Annotated in this window: 11 protein-coding genes; all 11 read right to left on the bottom strand. The window is 70.4% G+C overall.

The window, feature by feature from the left end; genetic code table 11:
* Genes nuoL through IE207_RS05665 form a run of 11 tightly spaced genes read right to left on the bottom strand, consistent with a single transcriptional unit; the run spans window position 1 to window position 12,260 of the window.
* Complete coding sequence (gene nuoL / locus IE207_RS05715; RefSeq protein ID WP_190182951.1) at window positions 1-1,941, bottom strand: NADH-quinone oxidoreductase subunit L; 1,941 nt, start codon at window positions 1,939-1,941, stop codon at window positions 1-3.
* Between the two features lie 12 nt (window positions 1,942-1,953).
* Window positions 1,954-2,253: an NADH-quinone oxidoreductase subunit NuoK gene (gene nuoK, locus IE207_RS05710; protein ID WP_030864698.1), complete on the bottom strand. Its 300-nt coding sequence runs from the start codon at window positions 2,251-2,253 to the stop codon at window positions 1,954-1,956.
* Window positions 2,250-3,062 carry an NADH-quinone oxidoreductase subunit J gene (locus tag IE207_RS05705; protein ID WP_190182950.1) on the bottom strand — a complete coding sequence of 271 codons (813 nt, stop codon included), beginning with the start codon at window positions 3,060-3,062 and terminating at the stop codon, window positions 2,250-2,252. Before IE207_RS05705 ends, nuoK begins: the two co-directional genes overlap by 4 nt.
* Window positions 3,059-3,676 (bottom strand): NADH-quinone oxidoreductase subunit NuoI, encoded by a 618-nt coding sequence (nuoI, locus tag IE207_RS05700; RefSeq protein WP_190182949.1) that lies wholly within the window; start codon window positions 3,674-3,676, stop codon window positions 3,059-3,061. The genes IE207_RS05705 and nuoI overlap by 4 nt, the downstream gene beginning before the upstream one ends.
* Window positions 3,669-5,033, bottom strand: a complete 1,365-nt coding sequence (nuoH, locus tag IE207_RS05695; RefSeq protein ID WP_190182948.1) for an NADH-quinone oxidoreductase subunit NuoH — start codon at window positions 5,031-5,033, stop codon at window positions 3,669-3,671. Before nuoH ends, nuoI begins: the two co-directional genes overlap by 8 nt.
* On the bottom strand, window positions 5,030-7,537 hold the full coding sequence (locus tag IE207_RS05690) for an NADH-quinone oxidoreductase subunit G (protein WP_190182947.1): 2,508 nt from the start codon (window positions 7,535-7,537) through the stop codon (window positions 5,030-5,032). The genes nuoH and IE207_RS05690 overlap by 4 nt, the downstream gene beginning before the upstream one ends.
* The gene (gene nuoF / locus IE207_RS05685; protein WP_190182946.1) at window positions 7,534-8,907 is read right to left on the bottom strand and encodes an NADH-quinone oxidoreductase subunit NuoF; all 1,374 of its coding nucleotides are present in this window, start codon (window positions 8,905-8,907) and stop codon (window positions 7,534-7,536) included. Before nuoF ends, IE207_RS05690 begins: the two co-directional genes overlap by 4 nt.
* On the bottom strand, window positions 8,907-9,656 hold the full coding sequence (gene nuoE / locus IE207_RS05680) for an NADH-quinone oxidoreductase subunit NuoE (protein ID WP_190182945.1): 750 nt from the start codon (window positions 9,654-9,656) through the stop codon (window positions 8,907-8,909). Before nuoE ends, nuoF begins: the two co-directional genes overlap by 1 nt.
* Complete coding sequence (locus IE207_RS05675; protein WP_190182944.1) at window positions 9,653-10,987, bottom strand: NADH-quinone oxidoreductase subunit D; 1,335 nt, start codon at window positions 10,985-10,987, stop codon at window positions 9,653-9,655. Before IE207_RS05675 ends, nuoE begins: the two co-directional genes overlap by 4 nt.
* Window positions 10,987-11,709 (bottom strand): NADH-quinone oxidoreductase subunit C, encoded by a 723-nt coding sequence (locus IE207_RS05670; protein ID WP_190182943.1) that lies wholly within the window; start codon window positions 11,707-11,709, stop codon window positions 10,987-10,989. Before IE207_RS05670 ends, IE207_RS05675 begins: the two co-directional genes overlap by 1 nt.
* Entirely contained in the window at window positions 11,706-12,260 is a 555-nt protein-coding gene (locus IE207_RS05665; protein ID WP_007265818.1) for a NuoB/complex I 20 kDa subunit family protein, read from the bottom strand. The genes IE207_RS05670 and IE207_RS05665 overlap by 4 nt, the downstream gene beginning before the upstream one ends.
* Window positions 12,261-12,270 lie beyond the last annotated feature (10 nt).

Genomic DNA, 12,270 nt, shown 5'->3' with positions numbered 1-12,270 from the left:
TCACACCGCCCTCATCAGCAGGGTCGCGGCGATGAGGATCGCCGTCCCCCCGAACATCGAGACCGCGTAGCTGCGGGCGTAGCCGTTCTGCAGCTTGCGCAGCCGGCCCGACAGGCCGCCGACCGAGGCGGCCGTCCCGTTGACCACCCCGTCGACCAGGCTGTGGTCGACGTACACCAGGGAGCGGGTCAGGTGCTCCCCGCCGCGCACCAGCACGACGTGGTTGAAGTCGTCCTGGAGCAGGTCGCGCCGGGCCGCCCGGGTGAGCCAGCTCCCCCGGGGAGCGACCACCGGGACGGGCTTGCGGCCGTACTGCACGTACGCGAGGCCCACACCGATCAGCAGGACCACGACCGTGGAGGCGGTGATGGCCCCGGCGCCCAGCGGCGGGTTCCCGTGCTCGAAGGAGGTCACGGGCTCCAGCCACTTCACGAACGCCTCGTTGATGCTGAACAGGCCGCCGGCGAAGACCGAGCCGAAGGCGAGCACGATCATCGGCAGGGTCATGGTCTTCGGGGATTCGTGCGGGTGCGGCAGTTGCCCGGCCCGGTGTTCGGCGGCGGGTTCGGCGCTGGGAACGGCGTCCGCGTCGGGCGCCGGCTGCCAGCGCTTCTCGCCGAAGAAGGTCAGGAGCATCACGCGGGTCATGTAGAAGGCGGTGATGGCGGCGCCCAGCAGCGCCACTCCGCCCAGGATCCAGCCCTCGGTGCCGCCCTTCGCGAAGGCCGCCTCGATGATCTTGTCCTTGGACCAGAAGCCCGAAAGGCCCGGGAAGCCGATGATGGCGAGGTAGCCGAGGCCGAAGGTGACGAAGGTGATCGGCATGTACTTGCGCAGGCCGCCGTACTTGCGCATGTCCACCTCGTCGTTCATCCCGTGCATCACGGAACCGGCGCCGAGGAAGAGACCGGCCTTGAAGAAGCCGTGCGTCACCAGGTGCATGATCGCGAAGACGTACCCGATGGGACCGAGGCCGGCCGCCAGGATCATGTAGCCGATCTGCGACATCGTGGAGCCGGCGAGGGCCTTCTTGATGTCGTCCTTCGCGCAACCGACGATCGCACCGAAGAGCAGCGTCACCGCGCCGACCACGACGACCGCGGTCTGCGCGTCCGGCGCCGCGTCGAAGACCGCGCCGGAGCGGGTGATCAGGTACACGCCGGCGGTGACCATGGTCGCCGCGTGGATCAGGGCCGAGACCGGGGTCGGGCCCTCCATCGCGTCGCCGAGCCAGGACTGGAGCGGCACCTGCGCGGACTTGCCGCAGGCGGCCAGCAGCAGCATCAGGGCGATCGCCGTCAGCGTGCCCTCGGACGTACCGTCCACCGCCCCGAAGACCGGCCCGAAGGCGAACGTCCCGAAGGTGGTGAACATGATCATGATCGCGATCGACAGGCCCATGTCGCCGACCCGGTTGACCAGGAAGGCCTTCTTCGCGGCGGTGGCCGCGCTGGGCTTGTGCTGCCAGAAGCCGATGAGCAGGTACGAGGCCAGGCCCACGCCCTCCCAGCCGACGTACAGCAGCAGGTAGTTGTCGGCGAGGACGAGGAGCAGCATCGCCGCGAGGAACAGGTTCAGGTAGCCGAAGAAGCGGCGGCGCCGCTCGTCGTGCTCCATGTACCCGATCGAGTAGATGTGGATGAGGGTGCCGACACCGGTGATCAGCAGGACGAAGGTCATCGACAGCTGGTCGAGCTGGAAGGCCACGTCCGCCTGGAAGCCCTCCACCGGGATCCAGCTGAACAGCCGCTGGTGGACGGTGCGGTCATCGGCGCCGCGCCCCAGCATGTCGGCGAACAGGGCCACGCCGATGCCGAAGGAGGCGGCGGCGAAGAGGGTACCGAGCCAGTGGCCGGCCTTGTCGAGGCGGCGGCCGCCGCACAGCAGCACCGCCGCTCCGAGCAGGGGCGCCGCCACCAGCAGCGCAATCAGATTCTCCACTGTGAAGGCCCCTTACAGCTTCATCAGGCTGGCGTCGTCGACCGAGGCCGAGTGGCGGGTACGGAACAGCGACACGATGATCGCGAGGCCCACCACGACCTCCGCGGCGGCGACGACCATCGTGAAGAACGCGATGATCTGACCGTCGAGGTTGCCGTGCATCCGGGAGAAGGCGACGAAGGCGAGGTTGCAGGCGTTGAGCATCAGCTCCACGCACATGAACAGCACGATCGCGTTCTTGCGGATGAGTACGCCGGCGGCACCGATGGTGAACAGCAGGGCGGCCAGGTACAGGTAGTTGACCGGGTTCACTTCGAGGCCTCCTCTCGGCCGAGGCGCTCCGCGGACTTCTGCTCCAGCGCTTTCAGGTCCTCCAGTGCCTCGCTCGACACGTCACGGATCTGACCGCGGGCACGCAGCGTCTTGTTGACGGTCAGCTCGGACGGGGTGCCGTCCGGCAGCAGGCCGGCGATGTCCACCGCGTTGTGCCGGGCGTAGACGCCCGGGGCGGGCAGCGGCGGGAGCTGGACGCCCTCGCGCACGCGCCGCTCGGCGAGTTCGCGCTGGGTCGCGGCCCGCTCGGTGCGCTCGCGGTGGGTGAGCACCATCGCGCCGACGGCCGCCGTGATCAGCAGGGCGCCGGTGATCTCGAAGGCGAAGATGTACCGGGTGAAGATCAGCTCGGCGAGTCCTTCGACGTGCCCGGCGGAGTTGACCCGCCCCAGGCCGTTGAAGTGGGTGAGCTTGGCGTTGGCGATGCCGGCGATCAGCAGGATCCCGAAGCCGAGCCCGCACAGGGCGGCCAGCCAGCGCTGCCCCTTGATGGTTTCGGTGAGCGAGTCCGCGGCGGTGACGCCGACGAGCATCACCACGAAGAGGAACAGCATCATGATGGCGCCGGTGTAGACGACGACCTGGACGACGCCCAGGAAGTACGCCCCGTTGGCGAGGTAGAAGACCGCCAGGATGATCATCGTCCCGGCCAGGCACAGCGCGCTGTGCACGGCCTTCTTCATCAAGATCGTGCACAGTGCGCCGATGACGGCGACCGTGCCGAGGACCCAGAACTGGACGGCCTCACCCGTGGAGGTGGTCGAGGCCGCGGCGGCCAGCGCGCTCATGCGTCCACCCCCTCGGGTTCGGCCGCGTCCTGCCCGGCGCCCTCGGGGACCTCGCCCCTGGACCGCGCGACCTGCCGGACCGTCCCGGCGGCCGCGCCCGTCACCAGACCGCGGTAGTAGTCCTGGTCGTCGGTGCCCGGGTACATCTCGTGCGGCGCCTCGACCATGCCCTCGGTCAGGCCCACCAGCAGCTGTTCCTTGGTGTAGATCAGCGATTCGCGGCTGGAGTCGGCCAGTTCGAACTCGTTCGTCATCGTCAGCGCCCGGGTGGGGCACGCCTCGACGCACAGCCCGCACAGGATGCAGCGGGCGTAGTTGATCTGGTAGACCGCGCCGTACCGCTCACCCGGGGAGTAGCGCTCCTCCTCCGCGTTGTCCGCGCCCTCCACGTAGATCGCGTCGGCCGGACAGGCCCAGGCACACAGCTCGCACCCGATGCACTTCTCCAGACCGTCGGGATGGCGGTTGAGCTGGTGCCGCCCGTGGAAGCGGGGCGCGGTGGTCTTGCGCTGCTCCGGGTACTGCTCGGTGAGGCGCTTCTTGAACATGGCCTTGAAGGTCACGCCGAAGCCGGCCACCGGGTTCTGCCACTTCTCGTTCTCGGCGTCAGACATTCTCACCACCCTCCTCTCGGTCACTGTCAGTATTCGCCCCGCCACTGACAATCAGCTCCCGCTGCCCGCGAGGCCGCCTGCGCGGTACGGGCGCGGGCTGCTGCCCGGGCTTGGGGGGTACGGGGAATCCGCCCGCCATCGGGTCGAAGGGCTCGTCCGCCGCGCCCTCGGCGGCGCCGTCACGGGCCTCGCGCTTGCTCCGGAACAGGTCCGCGACGAAGGAAAGGAGCAGTACGGCGATCACCGCGCCGCCGACGTACAGCACGATCTGCTGGAAGTCGTAGTTCTCGTTCCGCAGCGCCCGCACGGTCGCGACCAGCATCAGCCAGACCACGGAGACGGGGATGAGGACCTTCCAGCCGAGCTTCATCAGCTGGTCGTAGCGCACGCGCGGCAGCGTGCCGCGCAGCCAGATGAAGAAGAACAGCAGCAGCTGCACCTTGATGACGAACCAGAGCATCGGCCACCAGCCGTGGTTCGCGCCCTCCCAGTACGTCGAGATCGGCGCCGGGGCCCGCCAGCCGCCGAGGAAGAGGGTGACCGAAACCGCCGAGACGGTGACCATGTTGACGTACTCGGCCAGCATGAACAGCGCGAACTTGATGGAGGAGTACTCGGTGTTGAAGCCGCCGACCAGGTCGCCCTCGGACTCCGGCATGTCGAAGGGGGCGCGGTTCGTCTCCCCGACCATCGTGACGATGTAGATGATGAAGGAGACCGGCAGCAGGATGACGTACCAGCGGTCCGCCTGCGCCTCCACGATCTTCGAGGTCGACATCGACCCGGAGTAGAGGAACACCGAGGCGAACGCCGCGCCCATCGCGATCTCGTACGAGATCATCTGGGCGCAGGAGCGCAGGCCGCCGAGCAGCGGGTAGGTGGAGCCGGAGGACCAGCCGGCGAGGACGATGCCGTAGATGCCGACCGACGCCACCGCGAGGACGTACAGCATCGCGATGGGCAGGTCCGTCAGCTGCATCGTGGTGCGCTGCCCGAAGATCGAGACCTCGTTGCCGGAGGGCCCGAAGGGGATCACCGCGATGGCCATGAACGCCGGGATCGCCGCGATGACGGGCGCCAGTACGTACACCACCTTGTCGGCCCGCTTGACGATGACGTCTTCCTTGAGCATCAGTTTCACGCCGTCGGCGAGCGACTGGAGCATCCCCCACGGGCCGTGCCGGTTGGGGCCGATGCGCAGCTGCATCCAGGCGACGACCTTGCGCTCCCAGACGATGGAGAAGAGCACGGTCACCATCAGGAAGGCGAAGCAGAACACCGCCTTGACGACGACGAGCCACCAGACGTCCCTGCCGAAGAGGGACAGGTCCTCCGCGGCGAGCTGTACCGGGTTCACGCCTCCACCTCCGCCGTGCTGTCGCCCGCGCCGGACGGGACCGCCGGGCCGATGCGTACGAGGGCGCCCGGGCGGGCGCCGGTGTCGGCGAGGACGCCGGAGCCGGTGGAGTTCATCGGCAGCCAGACCACCCGGTCGGGCATCCGCGTGACCCGCAGCGGCAGTTCCACGGTCCCGGCCGGGCCGGTCACCGCGAGGACGTCCCCGTCCTTGACGCCCGTCTCGGCGGCCGTGGCCGCCGACAGCCGGGCACTGGCCTCGTGCCGGGTACCGGCCAGGGCGGCGTCGCCGTCCTGGAGCCGGCCCTGGTCCAGCAGGAGCCGGTGGCCCGCGAGGACCGCCTCGCCCACGCCGGGCCGGGGCAGCGGCGCGCCGTCCGCGCGCTGCTCGGCGGCACGTTCCCCGGCCCACGGGCCGAGCCGGTCCAGTTCCCGCCGTACGGCGTGCACGTCGGGGAGCGCGATCGGCCGGTCCGCCGCGTCGGCCAGCATGTGCAGCACGCGGTGGTCGGCGGGCGCGAGCCTGCGGGTCATCTGGTCGGGCTTGAGCGCCGCCTCGAACGGCCGCACGCGGCCCTCCCAGTTGATGAACGCCCCCGCCTTCTCGGCGACCGCGGCGACGGGGAAGACCACGTCGGCGTGGTCGGTGACCTCGCTGGGCCGCAGCTCCAGCGAGACCACGAACGCCTCCTGGAGCGCGAGGCGGGCGCGGACCGGGTCGGGCAGGTCGCCCACCTCGACGCCCGCGACGAGCAGCGCGGACAGCTCCCGCCCGGCGGCCGCCTCCACGATCTGGCCCGTGTCGCGGCCGTAGCGGTGCGGGAGTTCGTCCAGCCCCCAGGCGGCCGCGACCTCCTCGCGGGCCCGCGGGTCGGTGGCCGGGCGGGCGCCGGGCAGCAGGGACGGCAGCGCGCCCGCCTCCACGGCGGCCCGCTCCCCGGCCCGGCGCGGGATCCACACCAGCTGCGCGCCGGTCGCGGCCGCCGCCCGTACCGCGGCGGTCAGCGCGCCCGGCACCCCGGCCAGGCGTTCCCCGACGACGATCACGGCGCCGGGCTCGCGCAGGGCCTCGGCGGCGGCGTGGCCGCCCTGCTCCAGGCCGGTCCGCGAGGCGAGGGCGTCCAGCCAGTCGGGTTCGGTCCCGGGGGCGGCGGCCAGCAGGGTGCCGCCCGTCTTCTCCAGGCCCCGGGTGGCGAACGGGGCGAGGCCGAAGGTCCGCTGCTTGTGCCTGCGGTGGGCCTTGCGCAGCCGCAGGAAGACCCCGGGGGCCTCCTCCTCGGACTCGATGCCGGCCAGCAGCACGGCGGGCGCGGCCTCCAGCGAGGAGTACGTCACCCCGCCGCCCCCGAGGTCCTTGCCGGTGCCGGCCACGGTGGCGGCCAGGAACTCGGCCTCCTCCGCGCTGTGCACCCGCGCCCGGAAGTCGATGTCGTTGGTGTCCAGCACCACGCGGGCGAACTTCGCGTACGCGTAGGCGTCCTCGGCGGTGAGCCGGCCGCCCGTCAGCACGCCGGCCCGGCCGCGCGCGGAGGCCAGCCCCTTCGCGGCGGCCTCCAGCGCCTCGGGCCAGCTCGCCGGGGCGAGCACCCCGTCGGAGCCGCGCACCAGCGGGGTGGTGAGGCGGTCGGGGCGCTGCGCGTAGCGGAACGCGAAGCGGCCCTTGTCGCAGATCCACTCCTCGTTGACCTCGGGGTCCTCGGCGGCCAGCCGGCGCAGCACCTTCCCGCGCCGGTGGTCGGTGCGCGTCGCGCAGCCGCCCGCGCAGTGCTCGCACACGCTCGGGGAGGAGACGAGGTCGAAGGGGCGGGCGCGGAAGCGGTACTCGGCCGAGGTGAGGGCGCCGACCGGGCAGATCTGGATGGTGTTGCCGGAGAAGTACGACTCGAACGGGTCGCCCTCGCCGGTGCCGACCTGCTGGAGGGCACCGCGCTCCAGCAGCTCGATCATGGGGTCGCCCGCGACCTGCGTGGAGAAGCGGGTGCAGCGCGCGCACAGCACGCACCGCTCGCGGTCCAGCAGTACCTGCGTGGAGATCGCGACCGGCTTCTCGTACGTCCGCTTCTTGCCCTCGAAACGGGATTCGGCGTTGCCGTGCGAGAGGGCCTGGTTCTGCAGCGGGCACTCGCCGCCCTTGTCGCAGACCGGGCAGTCCAGCGGGTGGTTGATGAGCAGCAGCTCCATCACCCCGCGCTGCGCCTTCTCGGCGGCCTGCGACGTCAGCTGCGTCTTGACGACCATGCCGTCGGTGCAGGTGATGGTGCAGGAGGCCATCGGCTTGCGCTGGCCCTCCACCTCGACGATGCACTGGCGGCAGGCGCCGACGGGGTCGAGGAGCGGGTGGTCGCAGAACCGGGGGATCTCGATGCCGAGCTGTTCGGCGGCCCTGATGACCAGCGTCCCCTTGGGGACGGACAGTTCGATGCCGTCGATGGTCAGGGAGACCAGGTCCTCGGGCGGAACGGCCGCCCCGCCGCCGCCCGCCGGGGCGTTAGTGGTGACGGTCATGCGTTCACCTCCGTGTCAGCCCAGAGGGTCGACTTCTTGGGGTCGAAGGGGCAGCCCTTGCCCGTGATGTGCTGCTCGTACTCCTCGCGGAAGTACTTGAGCGAGGAGAAGATCGGGCTGGCGGCGCCGTCGCCGAGGGCGCAGAACGACTTGCCGTTGATGTTGTCGGCGATGTCGTTCAGCTTGTCGAGGTCGCTCATCACGCCCTTGCCGGCCTCGATGTCGCGCAGCAGCTGCACCAGCCAGTACGTGCCCTCCCGGCACGGCGTGCACTTGCCGCAGGACTCGTGGGCGTAGAACTCGGTCCACCGGGTCACGGCGCGGACCACGCAGGTGGTCTCGTCGAAGCACTGGAGGGCCTTGGTGCCGAGCATCGAGCCGGCCGCGCCGACGCCCTCGTAGTCGAGCGGGACGTCGAGGTGTTCGTCGGTGAACATGGGGGTGGAGGAGCCGCCGGGGGTCCAGAACTTGAGCCGGTGCCCGGGGCGCATCCCGCCGCTCATGTCGAGGAGCTGGCGCAGGGTGATGCCGAGGGGCGCCTCGTACTGGCCGGGGCCGGCGACGTGCCCGGAGAGCGAATACAGCGTGAAACCGGGGGACTTCTCGGTCCCCATCGCCTTGAACCACTCCTTGCCCCTGTTCAGGATCGCGGGAACCGAGGCGATGGACTCGACGTTGTTGACGACAGTGGGGCACGCGTAGAGGCCCTCCACAGCGGGGAAGGGAGGACGCAGCCGGGGCTGACCGCGCCGGCCTTCGAGGGAGTCGAGGAGCGCCGTCTCCTCACCGCAGATGTACGCGCCCGCCCCCGCGTGCACCGTGATGTCGAGCCCCATCCCGCTCCCGAGGATGTTCTCCCCGAGGTATCCGGCCTCGTACGCCTCGCGCACCGCCTCGTGCAGGCGCCGCAGGACCGGCACGACCTCGCCGCGCAGGTAGATGAAGGCGTGTTCCGAGCGGATCGCGTAGCAGGCGATGACCATTCCCTCGATGAGGGAGTGCGGATTGGCGAAGAGGAGGGGGATGTCCTTGCAGGTTCCCGGTTCCGACTCGTCCGCGTTCACGACGAGGTAGTGCGGCTTCCCGTCGCCCTGCGGGATGAACTGCCACTTCATCCCGGTGGGGAAGCCGGCGCCGCCGCGCCCGCGCAGACCGGAGTCCTTCACGTACGCGATGAGGTCGTCCGGGGTCATCGCGAGGGCCTTGCGCAGGCCCTCGTAGCCCTCGTGGCGCCGGTAGGTCTCCAGCGTCCACGACTCGGGCTCGTCCCAGAACGCCGACAGGACGGGCGCCAGGAGCTTCTCCGGGCTCCCTCCCCCGGCCTGCGGCCGGGAGGCACCCTCGTTGCTCAGGTCGGAAGACACGGACATCACTCCCCTCCCTCGGTGTCGGCGTCGCCGCGCGCTTCGCCGCGCGGGTGGACGATCGGGGTGTGCGGGGACTCGCCGCGGGCGATGCGCAGGCCGATCAGCGAGGCGGGGCCCGCGCCGCCGCCCGCTTCCACCGCGCCCTCGCGCTCGTCGGGGAAGCCGGCCAGGATCCGGGCGGTCTCCTTGTACGTGCACAGCGGCGCGCCCCGCGTCGGCACGACCTGGCGGCCGGCCAGCAGGTCGTCCACCATCGCCTTCGCGGACTCGGGGGTCTGGTTGTCGAAGAACTCCCAGTTGACCATCACGACGGGCGCGTAGTCGCAGGCCGCGTTGCACTCGATGTGTTCGAGGGTGACCTTGCCGTCGGGGGTGGTCTCGTTGTTCCCGACGCCCAGGTGCTCCTTGAGCTCGTCGAAGATGGCGTCGCCGCCCATCACGGCGCACAGGGTGTTCGTACAGACGCCCACCTGGTACTCGCCGGACGGCTTGCGCCGGTACATCGTGTAGAAGGTGGCGACGGCCGTCACTTCGGCCGTGGTCAGGCCCAGCGTCTCGGCGCAGAACCGCATGCCGGTGCGCGTGACGTGGCCTTCCTCCGACTGCACCAGGTGCAGCAGCGGCAGCAGCGCGGAGCGGCTGTCGGGGTAGCGGGCGATGACCTGGGCGGCGTCGGCCGCCAGCCTCTCGCGGACCTCCGCCGGGTAGTCGGGGGCCGGGAGCTGGGGCATGCCCAACGACACGTCTGTCATCGGTCGACGCCTCCCATCACGGGGTCGATGGAGGCGACGGCGACGATGACGTCGGCGACCTGGCCGCCCTCGCACATCGCCGCCATGGCCTGGAGGTTGGTGAAGGACGGGTCGCGGAAGTGGACCCGGTAGGGGCGGGTGCCGCCGTCGGAGACGACGTGGACGCCGAGTTCGCCCTTGGGTGACTCGACGGCCGCGTACGCCTGCCCGGCCGGGACCCGGAAGCCCTCGGTCACCAGCTTGAAGTGGTGGATGAGGGCCTCCATCGAGGTGCCCATGATGGTGCGGATGTGGTCGAGGGAGTTGCCGAGGCCGTCGGGGCCCATCGCGAGCTGGGCCGGCCAGGCGATCTTCTTGTCCGCGACCATCACCGGGCCCGGCTCCAGCCGCTCCAGGCACTGTTCGACGATCCGCAGCGACTGGCGCATCTCCTCCAGGCGGATCAGGAACCGCCCGTAGGAGTCGCAGCTCTCGGCGGTCGGCACGTCGAACTCGTAGTCCTCGTAGCCGCAGTACGGGTCCGACTTGCGCAGGTCGTGCGGCAGGCCGGCGGAGCGCAGGATGGGGCCGGTGGCGCCCAGGGCCATGCAGCCGGTCAGGTCGAGGTAGCCGACGTCCTGCATGCGGGCCTTGAAGATGGGGTTGCCGGTGGCGAGCTTGTCGTACTCCGGCAGGTTCTTCTTCATGGTCTTCACGAAGTCGCGCAGCTGGTCGACGGCGCCCGGGGGCAGGTCCTGGGCGAGGCCGCCGGGGCGGATGAACGCGTGGTTCATGCGCAGGCCGGTGATCAGCTCGAAGACGTCGAGGATCAGCTCGCGGTCACGGAAGCCGTAGATCATGATCGTGGTCGCGCCCAGCTCCATGCCGCCGGTGGCGATGCACACCAGGTGGGAGGAGAGCCGGTTGAGTTCCATCAGCAGGACGCGGATGACGGTGGCGCGATCCGGGACCTGGTCGGTGATGCCGAGCAGCTTCTCGACGCCCAGGCAGTACGCCGTCTCGTTGAAGAACGGCGTCAGGTAGTCCATGCGCGTCACGAACGTGGTGCCCTGCGTCCAGTTCCGGAATTCGAGGTTCTTCTCGATGCCGGTGTGCAGGTACCCGATGCCGCAGCGGGCCTCGGTGACCGTCTCGCCGTCGATCTCCAGGATCAGCCGGAGCACGCCGTGGGTCGACGGGTGCTGCGGACCCATGTTGACGACGATCCGCTCGTCGTCCGCGCGGGCCGCCGACTGGACGACCTCGTCCCAGTCGCCGCCGGTGACCGTGTAGACGGTGCCCTCGGTGGTCTCGCGGGCGGACGCGTGCTGCGATGTGTTCGGCGTGTTCATCAGCTGTACGACCTCCGCTGGTCGGGAGCCGGGATCTGGGCGCCCTTGTACTCGACGGGGATGCCGCCGAGCGGGTAGTCCTTGCGCTGCGGGAAGCCCTGCCAGTCGTCCGGCATCATGATCCGGGTGAGGGCGGGGTGCCCGTCGAAGACCAGCCCGAAGAAGTCGTACGTCTCGCGCTCGTGCCAGTCGTTGGTCGGGTAGACGGAGACGAGCGAGGGGACGTGCGGGTCGCTGTCGGGGACCGAGACCTCCAGGCGCAGGACCCGGCCGTGGGTGATCGACCGCAGGTGGTAGACCGCGTGCAGCTCGCGTCCCTTGTCCTGCGGGAAGTGCACGCCGGAGACCCCGGTGCACAGCTCGAAGCGCAGCGCCGGGTCGTCGCGCAGGGTGGACGCGACCCGCACGAGGTGCTCGCGGGCGATGTGGAAGGTGAGCTCGCCCCGGTCGACCACCGTCTTCTCGATGGCGTTCTCGGGGACCAGGTCCTGTTCCTCCAGGGCGCCTTCGAGCTCGTCGGCGACCTCGTCGAAGTACGAGCCGTAGGGGCGGCTCGTCGCCCCGGGCAGCGCCACGGTGCGCAGCAGACCGCCGTAGCCGCTGGTGTCGCCGCCGTTCTTCGCGCCGAACATGCCCTTGCGGACGCCGATCACCTCGGGGCCGGCCGAGCCCCGGGGCGCGGGCACGTTGTTGCCGTTGTCCACGGCCGGGTCGTCGCTCACCGCAGGAGCCCCTTCATCTCGATGGTGGGGAGGGCCTTGAGGGCCGCCTCCTCCGCCTCGCGCGCCGCCTCTTCCCGGTTCACGCCGAGCTTGGAGCCCTGGATCTTCTGGTGGAGCTTGAGGATCGCGTCCATCAGCATCTCGGGGCGGGGCGGGCAGCCGGGCAGGTAGATGTCCACGGGCACGATGTGGTCGACGCCCTGGACGATCGCGTAGTTGTTGAACATGCCGCCCGAGGAGGCGCAGACGCCCATGGAGATCACCCACTTCGGGGCGGGCATCTGGTCGTACACCTGCCGCAGCACCGGCGCCATCTTCTGGCTGACCCGGCCGGCCACGATCATCAGGTCGGCCTGGCGCGGGGAGCCGCGGAAGACCTCCATGCCGAATCGGGCGAGGTCGTAGCGGCCCGCTCCGGTGGTCATCATCTCGATGGCGCAGCAGGCCAGGCCGAAGGTGGCCGGGAAGACGGATGACTTGCGCACCCAGCCCGCGGCCTGTTCGACGGTGGTCAGCAGGAAGCCGCTCGGCAGCTTCTCTTCCAGTCCCATGGAAAATTCA

The organism is Streptomyces cirratus, from assembly GCF_014650775.1.
In the GTDB taxonomy this organism is placed as follows: Bacteria; Actinomycetota; Actinomycetes; order Streptomycetales; family Streptomycetaceae; genus Streptomyces; species Streptomyces cirratus.
The sequence above is the reverse complement of the archived record's forward strand: the minus strand, read 5'-3'. Positions and strand labels throughout refer to the sequence as shown.